This is a genomic window from Pseudoclavibacter sp. JAI123 (assembly GCF_013409665.1).
GTDB lineage: Bacteria > Actinomycetota > Actinomycetes > Actinomycetales > Microbacteriaceae > Pseudoclavibacter.
Map to the genome: position 1 here is coordinate 459,660 of NZ_JACCCM010000003.1, position 16,188 is coordinate 475,847.

Consider the following 16,188-nt stretch of genomic DNA (forward strand, 5'->3'; position numbering starts at 1 on the left):
GGTGGGATCAGCTCCGGTAGGAGCCGCCGAACGGGTCGCTCGCGGAGCCGCCGCCCCGCATCCCGCGCTGGGAGAGCTCCCACGTCGTGCGCCGCCTGACGATGTCACGCGGTCGGTCGAGGTCCTGCGCGGACTCGATCATCGACGCGAGCACAAGCGTCGCCGCGGCGAGCTCGTCCTCGCTCGGATTGCCGCTGACCGTGCGCACGATGTGCTCGAGGCCGACGTGCGAGGGAACCTGCTCCTGGCTCACAGCGGGATGTTCCCATGCTTCTTGGGTGGCAGCGAAGCGCGCTTCGTGCGCAGCGTGCGCAACGCCTTCGCGACGATGACGCGGGTCGACGCGGGTTCGATGACCGAGTCGAGCTCACCGCGCTCCGCGGCGAGGAAGGGAGACGCCACGTTGTACGTGTACTCGTTCGCGAGGCGCGTGCGCACGGCGGCCACGTCCTCCCCGGCCTCCTCGGCGCGCTTGATCTCGCCGCGGTAGAGGATGTTCACGGCCCCCTGTCCACCCATGACGGCGATCTCGGCCGTCGGCCACGCGAAGTTCAGGTCGGCGCCGAGCTGCTTCGACCCCATGACGATGTACGCGCCGCCGTAGGCCTTGCGCAGGATGACGGTGACGAGCGGCACGGTCGCCTCCGCATACGCGTAGAGCAGCTTCGCGCCGCGGCGGATGACGCCCGACCACTCCTGGTCGGTGCCTGGCAGGTAGCCGGGCACATCCACGAGCGTGAGGATCGGGATGGAGAACGCGTCGCAGAAGCGGACGAACCTGGAGGCCTTCTCGCCGGCCTCGATGTTGAGGGTGCCCGCCATGGCGTTCGGCTGGTTCGCGACGATGCCGACAGAGGTGCCGTCGACGCGCGCGAACCCGATGATGATGTTCGGCGCGAACAGCGGCTGCACCTCGAGGAAGTCGCCGTCGTCGACGATGAGCTCGATGACCTGCTTCACGTCGTACGGCTGGTTCGGGGAGTCGGGGATGACGGTGTTGAGCTTCTTGTCGAGGTCCGTGACCTCGAGCTCCGTCTCGATGTCGTAGCTCGGCAGCTCCGCCTGGTTGTTGTCAGGGAGGAACGAGAGGAGCTGGCGCGCGTAGTCGAGCGCGTCGTCCTCGTCCGCTGCCAGGTAGTGGGAGACGCCCGAGGTGCGGTTGTGCGCGAGCGCGCCGCCCAGCTCCTCGAAGCCGACCTCCTCGCCCGTCACCGTCTTGATGACGTCGGGCCCCGTCACGAACATGTGGCTCGTCTTGTCGACCATGATGACGAAGTCCGTGAGCGCGGGGGAGTACACGGCCCCACCCGCAGCGGGACCCATGACGATGGAGATCTGCGGGATGACGCCGGAGGCCTGCGTGTTCCGGCGGAAGATCTCGCCGTACTTGCCGAGCGCGACGACGCCTTCCTGGATGCGCGCCCCGCCCGAGTCGAGCATGCCGATGATCGGCACCCCCACCTTCATGGCGTGGTCCATGATCTTGATGATCTTCTCGCCGGCGACCTCGCCGAGCGAGCCGCCGAACGTCGTGAAGTCCTGCGAGTACACCGCGACTCCGCGACCGTGGATCGTGCCGGTGCCGGTGATGACCGCGTCGCCGTACGGGCGGCGCGCATCCATGCCGAACGCCGTCGTCCGGTGCCGCACGTACTCGTCCAGCTCGACGAACGAACCCGGGTCGAGGAGCTCGAGAATGCGCTCGCGTGCGGTCTTCTTGCCCTTCGCGTGCTGCTTCGACGCGGAGACCTCCTCCGCCTGCGTCACCGCTTCCGCGTGGCGGGCCCTGAGGTCGGCGATCTTGTCGGCCGTGCTCGTGGGAGTCGGGCCGGACGCTGCGGAGTCAAGTGGTGCGGAGTTCACCCGCGCTACTTTACCGGGCAACGGCTCACATGCGGCCGTACGGGTTAGCCTGAGTGCCCGGCGGCGTGCACGAGACACGCGCGACGCACGACATTTGAGAGGTTGACGGCATGACTCAGGGCACTGGTGCACCGAACGAGGCCGCGCCTCGACCGGGCGCCGAGGTAGTACCGCTCGCACCGGATGCGCAGGCGCAGCAGTGCATGCTGCCGCCGAGCGCCCCCGTCACCCCGTACGACGCGAACGCGCGCGGAGACCGGCCGGAGGATGTTCCCGAGTCACGCCGCAGCGTCTGGGGGATGTGGGCGCTCGGTGTCGCCGTCCTGTCGCTGGTCCTCGCGTTCATCCCCGTTCCCGTGCTCAACATCGCGCTCGCGCTCTCCATCGCCGCGGTCGCGTTCGTCCTCGCGATCGTCGCCCTCTGGCAGAAGCGACGCTCGAAGGCGCTCGCCATCACCGCGCTCGTCACGCTGTTCGTCGCCGTCCTCGCCTCCGTCGTGATGACGTTCGTCTACCTGTCCTTCATCGGCTCGGCGATCGCGGGTGCCCAGTGAACGCCCCCGCCATCACCCAGCTCCTCCTCGGGGGGCGCGCGGCCGGCACCGAGCTCCGCCTCATCTCCGTGCCGGAGGCGACCTCGACCAACGACGTGCTCGCCGACATCTGGGAGCGCACCGGAGGAGAGGCCAGCCAGAACCCGGCCCTCAGCACACTGGTCACCTACGCGCAGACCGCTGGCGTCGGACGCCACGGGCGCGAATGGGTGTCCCCCCGAGGCAAGTGCCTCGCCGCATCGACGCTCGTGCGCCTCACCGACGACGAGACCGCTCCCCGCATCCTGGGCTGGCTGCCACTCATCGCGGGCCTCGCCCTCCGCAGCGCGATCCTCGAGCTCTCACCGCCCGCACCGGGCTTCCGCCCCGACGAGCAGGCGGCCCGCGTCGAGATCAAATGGCCGAACGACGTGCAGATCGACGGCAACAAGGTCGCTGGCATTCTCGGCCGAGTCCTCGGCACTCGTGACGGCGAGCTCTCCTGCGTCGTCGGCACCGGCGTCAACATCACGCTGCAGTCCGACGAGCTCCCCACCCCGCACGCGACCTCGCTCGCCCTCAGCGGCATGCTCCCCGCGCATCCGGCCGAACTGCTTCCCGCCTACCTCGCCGAGTTCGTCGCGCGCCTCGACGCGCTTCGCGCGGCACAGGGAGACGCCGTCGCGAGCGGCGCGCACGGCGAGCTGAGCGACGTCTGCTCCACCCTCCGGGCGCGAGTCGCCGCATCCCTCCCCTCGGGCGAGGTGCTGCACGGGTTCGCCACCGAGCTCACACCAGACGGGCACCTCGTGATCCGCGGTGACAACGGTGAGACGAGAGCCGTCGCTGCGGGCGATGTCGAACGGGTGCGCCCCGAGAACGGGGCCTGATGCGCGGCCGCCCACCGCACCCGAGCGAGCAGTCCTGGGACCAGATCTTCGGTGCCCCCGCCAGCGCGCAGCCGGGCTACCAGCAATACCCGGCGCAGCCCGCGCCCGCGCAGTACCCGAACCAGTACGCCCAGCCGGCGGCTCCCCACGCGTACACGCAGTACCCGCAGCACGGCGACCCCAGCCAGCAGCACGGCAACCAGCAGTACGACGGATACGCCGCGCAGCCAGACAGCGGCCCGCAGCGCCACTACGAGCCGCTCGGAATGCGCCTGCCCGAGCAGACGGTCATGCGGGTCCGCAAGCACGGGCGCCGCCTCCTGCTGCCCTCGCTGATCCTCATCGCCGGCTTCGGCGCCGCCGGCTACAACCTGGGTGCCCTGCAGGAGGCCACCATCGGGGCCCGCCACGCCTGGCTGCTCGTCTCGCTCGCCGCGATCGTCCTGCTCGGGATCGTGCCCATCGTCATGTGGCTCCAGGCGCGGAACCGAATCACCACGCACCGGGTCGTGCTCTCCCACGGCACGCTGACGAGCGAGAACCGCGAGATCCCCATGAACGCGATCGTCGACGTCACCGTCCGGCGCAACCTGTGGCAGGCGATGTTCCGCTCGGGAACGATCGTCATCACCTCGGTGTCAGGGCAGCGGCTGCGACTCGTCGACGTCCCGAGCGCGAACTCGGTCGCCGCGTGCATCCGGGAACTCAGCGGGCCGTAGGGTCGAAGAGGTCGGTTTCGGGGCGCGGGCCGGCGTCAGCTGGTCGCGACGTCCGAGTCGTTCTTCTCCTGCATCTCGGCGACGCGCTTCGGGGAGAACACCCAGAAGCGGTAGAGGATGAAGCGGAAGATCGCACCCAGGCCGATGCCCACGAGGTTCGCGATGTTGTACGCCACCAGCGAGTGGTTGTCGAGCACGGCGTTCGTGAACCAGATCGGCAGCAGACCGATGCCGAGCCCCACGAGGCTGACGCCGAAGAACTCGATCGCCTCGCGGAAGTTGTCCTGGCGCTTGTGCTGGCGGAACGTCCAGATGCGGTTGCCGATCCAGTTCGTCACGATCGCGGCGCACGTCGAGATGACCTTCGCCCAGAGCGCACCGTGCGCGACCTCACTCGGATTGAGCACGGTCAGCATGAGGACGTTGAAGAGGCCCGTGTCGACGACGAAGCCGACCCCGCCGACCAGACCGAAGTTGATGAGCTGCGCCATCATGCCCTTGGACGCGGCAATGCGTCGGAACACGTTGGCGACGCGGCCCCAGAGCGACCTCGAGGTGCGCTGGGCGGGAAGATCGAACTCCGCCGTCTCAGCAGCGACGAAGCCGACGAAATCCTCAGGCTCAGAGTGATGCGGCTCTGCGTGCTTGTGGGAGCGATTGGTCAAGCGCTCGACCTCCATCGTGGGGCACTTGCGGGGATGATGCCGCCGCAAGCAGGATAAACTGTCGGGGAGTTGTGACCCTCGTCGGAGTATAGACACGTCAGAGCACAGGCACGAGATTGCCACAGCACCGAAGGCGGGGAGAAGTCCCCTCACGTCGAATTCGATGCGGGCGCACAGACTCCTCCACGGCAGCAGACTGCCGGCACACTCTCGAACGGAGCGAACCATGGGTCAGGTCGTCGGCGTCATCGGAGCAGGGCAGCTCGCGCGAATGATGCTCCCGCCCGCCATCGAGCTGGATATCGACCTGCGGGTCTTCGCCGCCAGCCGCGGTGAGAGCGCAGATCGGGCGGTCACCGAGGTCGGTGACATGCACGTGCTCGAAGAGGTGCTCGCGTTCGCCCGAGGCGTGGATGTGGTCACCTTCGACCACGAGCACGTCCCGCAGGACGTCCTCCGCGGGCTGGTCGACGCCGGTGTCGCCGTGCGGCCGGGACCCCACGCCCTCCAGTACGCGCAGGACAAGCTGCTCATGCGCCGACGGCTCGCGGAACTCGGCATCCCCATCCCCGAGTGGGCCGAAGTGCAGGACGAAGCCGAACTGCAGACCTTCATCGATGCCAACGGCGGCGTCGCAGTCCTCAAGACCCCACGCGGCGGGTACGACGGCAAGGGCGTGCGCATCGTGCGGTCCGGCGCGGAAGGCGCCGACTGGTTCGAAGCAGGCGAGCCGCTCCTCGTCGAAGAGCGAGTCGACTTCCGGCGTGAGCTCGCACAGCTCGTCGCCCGCCGTCCCTCCGGTGAGATCGCTCTCTGGCCCATCGTCGAGACCGTGCAGCGAAACGGCGTGTGCGCGGAAGTCCTCGCCCCCGCGCCCGGCGCAGAAGGAGCAGACGACCGCCTCGGCTACGTCGCCGCGACCATCGCCCAGTCCGTCGCCCTCGGCCTCGACGTCACCGGAGTGCTCGCGGTCGAGCTCTTCGAGACCACCGACCAGCGCATCCTCGTCAACGAGCTCGCCATGCGCCCCCACAACTCAGGCCACTGGACGATCGACGGATCCACGACGAGCCAGTTCGAACAGCACCTCCGCGCAGTCCTCGACCTCCCACTCGGCGACACCGGCATGACGGCGCCGCACGCCGTCATGGTCAACGTGCTCGGCGGCCCGCAAGAAGGCAGCTACGGCGACCGCTACGAGCGGGCCATGCACGCGCATCCCGACGCTAAGATCCACAGCTACGGCAAGTCCGCGCGTCCCGGGCGGAAAGTCGGACACGTGACCGTCGCCGGTCAGGAACTCGACGACGTCGCCTACCGTGCTCGCGCAGCGGCGGCCGCCTTCGACGACGACAGCACCGTCTGACGCGTGTGACCTGGCGCGCCCGGAGGAAAGGCCCCACCGGCACGCCTCAGCGGCGCCCGGCGAACCCGCGTCTACGCTTGCACGCATGAGCGAGAACCCCACCGCATCGCCCGCGCCCACCGACGAAGCCTCGCAGCAGGCGCCCCTCGTCGGCATCATCATGGGCAGCGACAGCGACTGGCGCGTCATGCACGAGGCCCGCGACGTGCTTGCCGAGTTCGGCGTCCCCGCCGAGGTCGAAGTGGTCTCCGCGCACCGCACCCCGGAGAAGCTCGTCAGCTACAGCCGCGAAGCGCGCGGCCGAGGCATCCGCGTCATCATCGCCGGAGCCGGTGGCGCAGCGCACCTCCCCGGCATGGTCGCCTCCCTCACAACGCTGCCCGTCGTCGGCGTCCCCGTGCCGCTCAAGTACCTCGACGGCATGGACTCGCTGCTCTCGATCGTGCAGATGCCCGCCGGCATCCCCGTCGCGACGGTCTCCATCGGCGGAGCCAAGAACGCGGGAATCCTCGCCGCACGCATCCTCGCCACAGGCGATCAAGCGCTCGCGGCCAGACTCGCCGACTACAGTGACGGACTGCGCGACGCCGTCGAAGCCAAGAACGACGCCCTCAAGCAGTCGCTCTAGCCAAGCCGTCGCCGGCCAGACCCGTCGCCGCATCCATGCTCCTCGACCGCAGGACCCCATGACACTCACCCTCCCGCTCCGGTACCCGGACGCCAGCTCGCCGCAGCTCATGACCAGGCGCGCCTGGTGGCTGCTCGTCGCGAACTTCTTCCTGCCGGGAACCGCGCAGGTGCTCGCCGGGAACCGCAAGTTCGGGCGCTTCATGCTGTCCATCTGGTTCGGCGGCATCGCCGCGATCCTCGTGGTCGTCATCCTCGCCCTCGTGCTCCGCGGGCCCCTGCTCTTCGTCTTCTCGACAACACTCGGCATCACGATCGCGCACCTCGTGCTGCTCTTCTACATCGCCATGTGGGTGGTGAGCGGGCTGGACGCGCTGCGGCTCGTGCGCATCATCAAGCTCGAACAGGTCGCGCGCCCCCTCATCGCCATCGTCGGCGTCGTGCTCGTCACGGTGCCGCTCGTCTTCGCTGCGGTGACCTCGCAGGTCGCCAACCAGGGCAGGTCCGCCATCGAGGGGCTCTTCGGCGGCGCCTCCAACGGCATCCAGCTGCCAGCAGACGGTCAGCTGAACATCATGATGCTCGGTGGTGACCGCGGCGACGACCGCGAAGGGCTCCGCCCCGACTCCATCAGCGTGATGAGCTTCAACGCGTTCACCGGCAAGCTCACGACCATCGGACTGCCGCGAGCGATGGAGAGCTTCCCGTTCTCCGAGGGGCCGATGCAGGACCTCTACCCGAACCTCTACGAGGGCTGCGCCGTCGACGTCTGCTACCTCAACTCCGTCTACACCGAGGCCACGATCTCCGAGAACGGCAGCTACGCCGACGCCGGTGAGAAGGGCTCCGAGCCCGGTATCGAGGCGATGCGCGACGCCGTCGAGGGCATCACCGGGCTGAGCATCCAGTACTACGTGCTCGTCGACATGGCGGGCTTCACCGAGCTCATCGACGCCCTCGGCGGCGTCGACATCAACGTCACCGAACGCGTCGGCATCGGCATCAACGACGACGGCTCACCCGGATGGGCGCCCGCGACGGAGTTCATCGAGGTGGGACAGCAGCACATGGACGGCTCGACCGCACTCTGGTACGCCCGCTCCCGCTACGAGACCACCGACTTCGCACGCATGGAACGCCAGCGACAGCTGCAGGAGGCGATGGTGGCGACCATGACCCCCAGCAACCTGCTCGGCAAGATCGGCCCGGTCACGGATGCGCTCGAGAAGGTGGTGCAGACCGACATCCCCGAGGGCATGATCGGCTACGTCGGCGACCTCCTCCTGAAGTCCCGCAGCGGCAACAGCGTTCGCCTCGACATCGTGCCGCCGAACTTCGACCAGGGCAACCCCGACATCCCCGCCATCCACGTCGCCGTGCAGGACGCGATCGCCTCCGACCCGCCAGAGGCGCCGGCCCCCGAGGAGACCGCGCCCGCCGAGTAGCGCGCGCCCGCCTCCGCTCGGCTCGCGCCTCCGCTCGGCTTCGGGATGGGAAACTCGCTTCTTTGCGGAAAGTTCCCCAGCACGAGGTGATTTATCCATCCCGAGTCGGGGCTATCTCGCCTGGGCGCGCTTCAACGCCGCGCGGACCTGCGCAAAAAACTCGGCGGGGTTCGCGAGCTGTTTTCGGGTCACTCGGATCACGAGCCAACCAGCCTGCTGGATTCGGTTGATGCGCGCGATGTCCTTGAGCGCCTGTTCCTCGGTCCAATGGTGCTTGCCGTCGTACTCGATGGCGATCCTGAGCTCCGGGTAGGCGAGGTCGACCCGACCCAGGAATCGGCCTGCCAGGAAGACCTCGTGAGCGACCGTCGGCTCGGGGAATCCCGCGGCGAGGAGCGCTAGGCGCGTCGCTGTCTCTCTCGGTGACTCGACACCCTCGCGGATCAGCGGCAGAGACAGGCGGATTCGGGACGCACCGATGGTTCGCCCCCAGCCACTGCTCATCTCGCTGAGCTGTTCGAGTGTGGCGAGGGGAGGGACGCTCGCGTATTCGTTGTCGGGAATGCTCGGGTCGTCCGGTCGGCGGAGCGAACGGTAGTTTCGCGATGTGGAGACAAGAGCGTCCCCGACGGTGACGAGTTCCCGTATCGAAAGGATGCGCGCGAGAAGCGCCCAAGTCAGCGCCGGACTTGCCAGTGGCGTGCCCCGGTGCTCGACGCGCTCCCACTTGTCCGGAGAGATGCGCCGGGCTGCGAGTCTGTTCCCCTTCGGAGCATTCCTCCCGGTTGGCACCACGATGTGCACCGTCATGCTCGTGAGGAGGCGGTTCGGCACCGGCAGCCCCCAGAACATCGCAGCGGTCGTGTCCCCGAAGGCCTGCCAGTCGCGCATCCGCGGGAGATAGGCCGTCGCCATCTCTTCGGGGGTGACCGGTTCTTCATTGGTGCGGATGCCATGGTGCGGGCGCGCGTAGCTCGATCCGAAGACTTCACGTGCACTCAGGCCGGCACGGAGCCCTTCACCCGTGGTGAAGGCGGAGCCCGGACGGGAGGGCGGGAGCGGTGCTTCTGTCGTCATGCGGACAGGGTAGGGAGCGCTCGCCCATCAGGGCGAAGTTATCCACAGCGCGAATCGACCTCAGCCGCGGATTCCACATCCCGTCACCGGGTTCGGGATGGCAACCTCACTTCGTTGGGGGAACTTTCCCGCCACGAAGTGAGGTTTCCAGCCGGAGACGCGGCTACAGGTCGGCGTGGAAGTTCCAGACCTGGTCGGCCGAGATCTCCCACGAGAACATGCCGCCGCGGTCTTTGCCGGCGAGGCGCAGTCGACGTTCGAGGTCGCTGTCGCCGAGGACCCCGGCGATGGCGCCGGCGAGTCGTTCCGGGTAGCCGCTGTCGGCGATACCGTCGCCGCGTTCCACGACGAGGGTCGCGTCGAGCCCCACCTCGACGAGGGCGGGGTCGTCGGAGGTGATGACGGGGGTGCCGAACTTGAAGGCCTCGATGATGGGCAGACCGAATCCGGCGCTGAGGCTGGGCACGACAAGCGCGCTGGCGCGCTGGAGCGCGACGGCGAGCTGCTCGTCGGTGATGGCTCCGACGGCGACGACGCGCTCGCTGGCGACCCCGGACTCGCTGACGAGCGCGTCGAGGGTGACGTCGCCGCGCTCGGTCGGGCCGACGACGACGAGCTTGACGCCGTCGAGGCTGCGCTCGCCGAGTGCCTTGAGGAGCTGCGCGAGGCCGTGGCGCTTGTGCAGCGAGGCGAGCGTGACGATGTAGTCGTCTGGGAGTCCGAGCGTCTCGGCGATCGCATCGCCGGCCTCTTCGGACTCGGGGAGGCGGATGCTGGCTGCCGCGGCGGGGCTCATGACCCGTACGCGGTCGCCGAAGTCGTAGTGCTCGATGACCTGGTCGGCGACGGCGTTGGTCGGCACGACGATGCCGCTCGCGTAGCGGAACGCGCGGCGCAGCAGCGCCTTGTGGTGCTTGACGGTGTGCGAGCTGATGAGCTCGGGGTGGGTGAACGCCGTCATGTCATGCCAGGTGACGACCGTCTGGTCGATGCCCTGGCTGAGTGAGATGTCGCGCATGGGGGCGAGGGGAGTGAAGCTGTGGATGAACCCGCCGCCGACGGAGTTCGTGAGCAGCCCTCGAGACCAGGACGATTCGAGGCGCTCCGGACGAAGTGGAGCCTGCACGACGTTCGTCAGCCCGGGCACGCGCTCCTCGAGCAGCGCGACCTCTTCGCGCGACCGCTTGGGGATGATCGCCTCGACGTCGCACCCGCGTGGCGCGCGCACGATGAGCTGGCGTCCGAGCTCCTCGCTGTAACGCCGGGTTCCGCCTGGGCGCTCGTCGGCGGCGCGATCGAGCAGGACACGAAGGGTAACCATCAGGTTCTGAGGACTCCTTGGGCGGCGGCGTCTTCGAGTGCGTCGAGCCAGGGCCGCATGGGTGGAACTCCCGCGCTCGGCCAGGCGTCGTGGCCGAGGACGGAGTAGGCGGGTCGTGGGGCTGGACGCACGAACGCGGTGCTGTCCGTCTCTTTCACGTTGGCGGGGTCGAAGCCCGCGAGGCGGAAGATCTCTCGCGCGAAGTCGTACCAGGAGGCGATGCCCGCGTTGGTGCCGTGGTAGGTGCCTGCGGGTGCGTCGGCGTCGACGAGCGCGACGATCTGGGCCGCGAGGTCGGCCGAGTAGGTGGGCTGTCCGAGCTGGTCGGACACGACGGACACCTCGGGCTTGGTCGCCGCGAGGCGCGCCATGGTCTTCGCGAAGTTCGGGCCGTCGGCCCCGTAGAGCCAGGCGGTGCGCACGATGTAGGAGGCGTCCGGCAGGGCGTCGCGCACGGCCGTCTCGCCCGCCGCCTTCGTGCGGCCGTAGGCGGAGATCGGGTCGTGGTCGGCGTCTTCCTCGTACGGGGACGTCGCGTCGCCGCGGAACACGTAGTCGGTGGACACATGCACGAGCTTCGCGCCGTGCTCCGCGCACGCGGCGGCGAGCACGGCGGGACCGGTCGCGTTCACCGCGTAGGCGGTGTCCTCATCGGTCTCCGCGCCATCCACGTTGGTGTAGGCGGCGGCGTTGATGACGACGTCCATCCCCGCCACGGCGGCCGAGACCGCCGCGGGGTCGGTGATGTCGAGCGCGGCGCGATCCAGGGCGGTGACGTCCCGGCCCGCGAGGGCACGCTGGAGGTCACGGCCGAGCATCCCGGATGCACCCGTGATCAGGAACCGCGCGGCGGCCGCTGGTGCGGCCGCCGCGGCGGGGACAGACGTCGAATCGGTCACAGGGCAGCGCGCTCCTTCAGCGGCTCCCACCAGGTGCGGTTGTCGCGGTACCACTGCACCACGTCAGCCAGGCCCTGCTCGAACGGAACCTTGGGCTCGTAGCCCAGCTCGCGCTGGATCTTCGAGATGTCGACCGAGTAGCGGAGGTCGTGGCCCAGGCGGTCCTGGACGCGGTCGACGTACGACCAGTCCTTGCCGGTCGCGTCGAGCAGGAGCTGCGTGAGCTCCTTGTTCGTGAGCTCCGTGCCGCCGCCGATGTTGTAGATCTCGCCGGGCTTGCCGCCGACGAGCACCATCGCGATGCCGCGGCAGTGGTCGTCCACGTGCAGCCAGTCGCGGATGTTGTTGCCCTCGCCGTAGAGGGGAACGTGCTTGTCGTCGATGAGGTTCGTGACGAACAGCGGGATGACCTTCTCGGGGAAGTGGTACGGGCCGTAGTTGTTCGAGCAGCGCGTGATCGACACGTTCAGGCCGTGCGTGCGGTGGTACGAGCGCGCGATGAGGTCGGAGGATGCCTTCGACGCCGAGTACGGCGAGTTGGGCTCGAGCGGGAACGTCTCGCTCCAGCTTCCCTCTTCGATCGAGCCGTACACCTCGTCGGTGGAGACGTGCACGAAGCGGGGAAGCTCGTGGCGCAGGGCCGCGTCGAGCAGCTTCTGCGTGCCGACGACGTTCGTCTCGATGAACACGGACGCGTCGCGGACGGAGCGGTCGACGTGCGACTCAGCGGCGAAGTGGACGACTGCGTCGACCTTCGGGATCCACTCGTCGAGCACGTCGTCGTCGGTGATGTCACCCTCGACGAACGTGAACCGCTCGGAGTCGGACACGGGAGCGAGGTTCTCGAGGTTTCCCGAGTAGGTCAGCTTGTCCAGGACGACGACCTCGACGCCTTCCAGACCCTCGTACTGGTCCTGGAGCGCGCGGCGCACGAAGTTCGAGCCGATGAAGCCGGCCCCGCCGGTCACGAGAAGTTTCATACCTGTCCTGTTCAATCGTCGGCCGGGCTGTGCCGATGGAAATTTGCCGATGGTTGTGCGGTTCGAGCGGCGCGGTGTGGCCCGCGCGCGGTCGGAGCTACTCTAGCGCGGCCCTCCGACGTGCTACCACAGCCGTGCGGTGATGAGCGTGGCGAGGGCGGCGCGATCGCGCGGTCTGCGGCGCAGCTGACGCCAGCGTCGCACGAGCCGCAGCGCGTCCCGGTACGTGAACTCCACGAGGATCTCGTGCAGCCACTGCAGCCTCGGCAGCTCTTCCGGGGAGGCGATGTGGATGCACGCCTCGACGGTCAGCTGCACCTGCCCGCGGTGCCAGCGGTTGGAGGTGAGGCGGAGCCGTTTCCAGGCCTGGGCGAGGCCGGTGTTCGCGCCGACCGCGTTGGCGACGTGCTGCCGGTAGTCGACGGTCGACTCGCCGTCGATGATCCAGCGCAGACCGGCGGCGCGCGCGAGGGCGTAGATCAGCCAGTCGTGCGCGAAGGCCTCGCGTGCGGGGGAGTCGGGGTTGTCGAGCTGCTCGGCGACGAGGTGCGCGAAGCGCCTCGTGAGCAGGAACGTCGACCCGGGGCCCGGCGTCTCGAAGAGGTGGTCGGCGAGGCGCTGGGGGTAGTCCTTCTTGATGAGGATGCGCGTGCCGTCTTCCGAGAAGGCGGTCACGTTCGAGGAGACGCCGTCGGCGTGGCCCTCGGTGAGGAGGCGGATGTGGCGCTCGAGCTTGCCCGGCATCCACACGTCGTCCTGGTCTGCGAAGCCGACGTAGTCGTACTCCTCGACTGGGATCGTCGTGAGCAGGCGGAAGAAGTTCGGGGCGGGGGCGCCGAAGGTCTCGGGCGGCAGGATCGTGATGCGCGCGTCGGCTGCGGCCCGCTCGGCGAGGAGCTCGAGGGTGCCGTCGGTCGATCCGTCGTCGGAGACGAACACGTGGAGGTCGGCCCCTGCCTGGTCGAGGATCGAGTCGAGCTGCTCGTCGAGGTAGGTCCTGCCCATGTGCGTCGCGAGGAGGACGGCCACGCGCGGCGGCGTGCGCGACTCGGCGTTGGTGTGCATCCGTCGTCCTCTTTCTCTCTTGCGTGCGGCGAACCCCGTGGGTCGGGCAGGTCGCCAGCCCCCAAGTATGGCCGAGTGCGTCGGAGCGCGATCGCTGCACGCACCGCACTAGACTCCTCGGCATGGAGATTCGCGAACTCAGCATCCCAGACAGCTACGAGATCACGCCGAAGCAGTTCGGCGACGACCGCGGCGTGTTCTTGGAGTGGTACCGCTTCGACAAGCTCGCAGAAGCTGTCGGGCACTCGATCGACCTCAAGCAGGCGAACACCTCGGTGTCGACGCGTGGCGTGGTCCGGGGCATCCACTTCGCGGACATCCCGCCGAGCCAGTCCAAGTACGTGACGTGCACGCGCGGCGCCGTGCTCGACTTCGTCATCGACATCCGCACGGGGTCGCCGAAGTTCGGCGAGTGGGACTCGGTCCGTCTCGATGACGTCGACCGCAAGGCGATCTATCTCTCCGAGGGCCTCGGTCACGCGTTCGTCGCGCTGACCGACGACGCGACGGTCAGCTACCTCGTCACCGACACGTACCACGCAGAGCGCGAGCACGGCATCAACCCGCTCGACAAGGACGTCGACCTGCGCTTCCCCGAGGAGGCCGGCGAGCTGCTGCTCTCCCCGAAGGACACGGATGCCCCCTCGCTCGCCGAGGCGGCCGCATCCGGTCTCCTCCCCAGCTGGGAAGAGGCTCGCGCCTACTACGCGGAGCTCAGCGCGAAGGCGGGTGCGTAGCCATGAAGGGAATCATCCTCGCCGGCGGGTCGGGCACGCGCCTGTGGCCGATCACCAAGGGCATCTCGAAGCAGCTCATGCCCATCTACGACAAGCCGATGATCTACTACCCGCTGTCGACGCTCATGATGGCGGACATCCGCGAGGTGCTGATCATCACGACGCCCGAGTACAACGAGCAGTTCCGCGCCCTGCTGGGTGACGGCTCGCAGCTCGGGATGCGCATCGAGTACGCCGTGCAGCCGTCGCCGGATGGGCTCGCGCAGGCGTTCATCATCGGCGAGGAGTTCATCGGCGACGACTCGGTCGCGCTGGTGCTCGGCGACAACATCTTCCATGGCTCGGGCCTCGGCTCGTCGCTGCGCGGCAACAACGTGCTCGACGGCGGCCTGATCTTCGCGTACCACGTGTCGAACCCGGTCGCGTATGGCGTCGTGGAGTTCGACGAGGACAACAAGGCCGTGTCGATCGAGGAGAAGCCGGAGGTGCCGAAGTCGAACTACGCGGTGCCCGGCCTCTACTTCTACGACAACGACGTGGTCGAGATCGCGAAGAACGTCGAGCCGTCCGCGCGTGGCGAGCTTGAGATCTCGAGCATCAACTCGGCGTACCTGGATGCGGGCAAGCTGCAGGTGCAGGTCCTCGACCGTGGCACGGCGTGGCTGGACACGGGCACGTTCGAGTCGATGATGCAGGCGAGCGAGTACGTGCGCGTCATCGAGGACCGCCAGGGCTTCAAGATCGGCTGCATCGAGGAGATCGCCTGGCGTGCCGGGTGGATCGACGACGCCGAGTTCGCTGAGCTCGCGAAGCCGCTGCAGAAGAGCGGATACGGACGCTACATGCAGGGACTGCTCGCGTAGCGGGTCCCTCATGATGGCGAAGGCCGTGACTCGTCCGAGTCACGGCCTTCGTCGTCGGCGTCGCAGCCGGGGTTCAGCTCCCGGTGTGCGCGTCGCGGTCCCGCAGTGACTGGAAGAGGTCGCGGGCGATGTCGTAGCTGCCGCGCGAGTAGGTGCGGTAGCGGCCCCGCAGGGTCCACCTGAGGATGCGGGGCACGCGCCGGATTCGTGCGGTCGGCAGCTGGACCCTCTGCCGTTCGTGGGCGACCTTGCGCCGCACGTGGGCTTCCTGCTCTGCCGTGCCGCCGAGTTCGGTGACGCGCTTGAGGAGGGCGACGGCGCGGCGGTAGCGGCGCAGCTGGTCGGCCGAGCCGTCCTTCGTCGCCTGCGCGATCTTGACCTGCAGCGTCGGCGCGGTCTGCCCGATCTGGTTGTCGGTGTGCTGCCGGTAGTCGATGAGGGGCTCGCGGACGACGCGGAGGCCGTTGACGAGGGCGGCTGTCGTCGCGAGCCACTCGTCGTGGATCCAGGGGGCCGGCGCATTGCCTGCCCGGAAGACGAGGGATGCGCGCAGCATCATGGTCGCGCCGGTCACGAAGTTGCGGGCGGTGAGCGCTTCGAGCTGCCGCCCGTTCTCGTAGTCGCGCCACTCGGTCTGCGTGATCTCGAGCGAGTCGAGGAGGGTGCCGCCGATGGGCTCGCCGTCTTCGTCCACGAGGAGCGCGTCCGAGTGGGCGAGGAGCGCCTCGTCGTCACCGAGGAGGGCTGCGAGGAGGTGCTCGACCTTCTTGGGGTGCCAGACGTCGTCCTGGTCGCTCGTCGCGAGGTACTCGGTGCGGGCCTCGCCGAGGGCGAAGCTGAAGTTCGCGCTGACACGCAGCGGCTCGTCTCGCGTGTAGATGCGGAACGCCCGGTCGGAGGCTTCGAGCACGCGGCGGGCGAGCTCCACCGTGCCGTCGCTGGACGCGTCGTCCGAGACGATGATCTCGGCGACGGGGTGGCTCTGCGACAGGATGCTCAGCAGCTGCTGCTCGAGGAATCTCTCGCCGTTGTGCGTGCAGACGACCGCGGTGACGGCGGCGTCTCCGAGTCGTGGCTCGCGTGCGTCCTCTGGTCGGCGTTCGGCGACGAGTCGCGAAGCTGGCATCTGCTCTCCTGG

The 16,188-nt window shown here is 68.6% G+C and carries 17 protein-coding genes; 8 read left to right on the plus strand and 9 right to left on the minus strand.

Annotated elements, in window-relative coordinates; genetic code table 11:
- Positions 1-7: 7 nt before the first annotated feature.
- Both HDC34_RS17270 and HDC34_RS17275 read right to left on the minus strand, forming a co-directional pair.
- A complete protein-coding gene (locus HDC34_RS17270) occupies positions 8-253 on the minus strand; it encodes an acyl-CoA carboxylase subunit epsilon (RefSeq protein WP_308807387.1) in 246 nt (81 codons plus the stop codon).
- The gene (locus HDC34_RS17275) at positions 250-1,863 is read right to left on the minus strand and encodes an acyl-CoA carboxylase subunit beta (protein WP_104252231.1); all 1,614 of its coding nucleotides are present in this window, start codon (positions 1,861-1,863) and stop codon (positions 250-252) included. The genes HDC34_RS17270 and HDC34_RS17275 overlap by 4 nt, the downstream gene beginning before the upstream one ends.
- Before the next feature lie 110 nt (positions 1,864-1,973).
- Here HDC34_RS17275 and HDC34_RS17280 point away from each other — a divergent pair, with 110 nt between their 5' ends.
- Genes HDC34_RS17280 through HDC34_RS17290 form a run of 3 tightly spaced genes read left to right on the plus strand, consistent with a single transcriptional unit; the run spans position 1,974 to position 4,005 of the window.
- Entirely contained in the window at positions 1,974-2,417 is a 444-nt protein-coding gene (locus HDC34_RS17280) for a DUF4199 domain-containing protein (RefSeq protein ID WP_179557931.1), read from the plus strand.
- Entirely contained in the window at positions 2,414-3,286 is an 873-nt protein-coding gene (locus tag HDC34_RS17285) for a biotin--[acetyl-CoA-carboxylase] ligase (protein WP_146080834.1), read from the plus strand. Before HDC34_RS17280 ends, HDC34_RS17285 begins: the two co-directional genes overlap by 4 nt.
- Positions 3,286-4,005 carry a PH domain-containing protein gene (locus tag HDC34_RS17290; RefSeq protein WP_179557932.1) on the plus strand — a complete coding sequence of 240 codons (720 nt, stop codon included), beginning with the start codon at positions 3,286-3,288 and terminating at the stop codon, positions 4,003-4,005. Before HDC34_RS17285 ends, HDC34_RS17290 begins: the two co-directional genes overlap by 1 nt.
- A gap of 35 nt (positions 4,006-4,040) precedes the next feature.
- On the opposite strand, the gene HDC34_RS17295 is transcribed toward HDC34_RS17290, so the two are convergent.
- Positions 4,041-4,670: a GtrA family protein gene (locus HDC34_RS17295; RefSeq protein ID WP_179557933.1), complete on the minus strand. Its 630-nt coding sequence runs from the start codon at positions 4,668-4,670 to the stop codon at positions 4,041-4,043.
- Between the two features lie 163 nt (positions 4,671-4,833).
- On the opposite strand from HDC34_RS17295, the gene HDC34_RS17300 reads away from it, so the two are divergent.
- The 3 genes from HDC34_RS17300 to HDC34_RS17310 all read left to right on the plus strand — a co-directional run bounded on the left by HDC34_RS17300 (position 4,834) and on the right by HDC34_RS17310 (position 8,108).
- Positions 4,834-6,036, plus strand: coding sequence for a 5-(carboxyamino)imidazole ribonucleotide synthase (locus tag HDC34_RS17300; RefSeq protein ID WP_257023370.1), 1,203 nt, complete (start codon positions 4,834-4,836; stop codon positions 6,034-6,036).
- An 85-nt stretch (positions 6,037-6,121) separates the two neighbouring features.
- Entirely contained in the window at positions 6,122-6,664 is a 543-nt protein-coding gene (purE, locus tag HDC34_RS17305) for a 5-(carboxyamino)imidazole ribonucleotide mutase (RefSeq protein WP_179557935.1), read from the plus strand.
- 58 nt (positions 6,665-6,722) lie between these two features.
- Positions 6,723-8,108 carry an LCP family protein gene (locus HDC34_RS17310; RefSeq protein WP_179557936.1) on the plus strand — a complete coding sequence of 462 codons (1,386 nt, stop codon included), beginning with the start codon at positions 6,723-6,725 and terminating at the stop codon, positions 8,106-8,108.
- Positions 8,109-8,219: 111 nt separating this feature from the next.
- Here HDC34_RS17310 and HDC34_RS17315 read toward each other — a convergent pair whose 3' ends face one another.
- The 5 genes from HDC34_RS17315 to HDC34_RS17335 all read right to left on the minus strand — a co-directional run bounded on the left by HDC34_RS17315 (position 8,220) and on the right by HDC34_RS17335 (position 13,450).
- Positions 8,220-9,185, minus strand: a complete 966-nt coding sequence (locus HDC34_RS17315) for an endonuclease domain-containing protein (RefSeq protein WP_179557937.1) — start codon at positions 9,183-9,185, stop codon at positions 8,220-8,222.
- A 163-nt stretch (positions 9,186-9,348) separates the two neighbouring features.
- Positions 9,349-10,506, minus strand: coding sequence for a glycosyltransferase family 1 protein (locus tag HDC34_RS17320; RefSeq protein ID WP_179557938.1), 1,158 nt, complete (start codon positions 10,504-10,506; stop codon positions 9,349-9,351).
- Positions 10,506-11,405 (minus strand): dTDP-4-dehydrorhamnose reductase, encoded by a 900-nt coding sequence (gene rfbD / locus HDC34_RS17325; RefSeq protein WP_308807388.1) that lies wholly within the window; start codon positions 11,403-11,405, stop codon positions 10,506-10,508. Before rfbD ends, HDC34_RS17320 begins: the two co-directional genes overlap by 1 nt.
- Positions 11,402-12,385: a dTDP-glucose 4,6-dehydratase gene (gene rfbB, locus HDC34_RS17330; protein ID WP_179557939.1), complete on the minus strand. Its 984-nt coding sequence runs from the start codon at positions 12,383-12,385 to the stop codon at positions 11,402-11,404. Before rfbB ends, rfbD begins: the two co-directional genes overlap by 4 nt.
- A gap of 123 nt (positions 12,386-12,508) precedes the next feature.
- Positions 12,509-13,450, minus strand: a complete 942-nt coding sequence (locus HDC34_RS17335; RefSeq protein WP_179557940.1) for a glycosyltransferase — start codon at positions 13,448-13,450, stop codon at positions 12,509-12,511.
- A gap of 122 nt (positions 13,451-13,572) precedes the next feature.
- Here HDC34_RS17335 and HDC34_RS17340 point away from each other — a divergent pair, with 122 nt between their 5' ends.
- Positions 13,573-14,187, plus strand: a complete 615-nt coding sequence (locus HDC34_RS17340; RefSeq protein ID WP_068479667.1) for a dTDP-4-dehydrorhamnose 3,5-epimerase family protein — start codon at positions 13,573-13,575, stop codon at positions 14,185-14,187.
- Between the two features lie 2 nt (positions 14,188-14,189).
- Positions 14,190-15,050 (plus strand): glucose-1-phosphate thymidylyltransferase RfbA, encoded by an 861-nt coding sequence (gene rfbA / locus HDC34_RS17345; RefSeq protein ID WP_104252242.1) that lies wholly within the window; start codon positions 14,190-14,192, stop codon positions 15,048-15,050.
- Positions 15,051-15,123: 73 nt separating this feature from the next.
- Here the strand turns inward: rfbA and HDC34_RS17350 are convergent, their stop codons facing one another.
- Positions 15,124-16,176 carry a glycosyltransferase family 2 protein gene (locus HDC34_RS17350; RefSeq protein ID WP_179557941.1) on the minus strand — a complete coding sequence of 351 codons (1,053 nt, stop codon included), beginning with the start codon at positions 16,174-16,176 and terminating at the stop codon, positions 15,124-15,126.
- Positions 16,177-16,188: the final 12 nt, after the last annotated feature.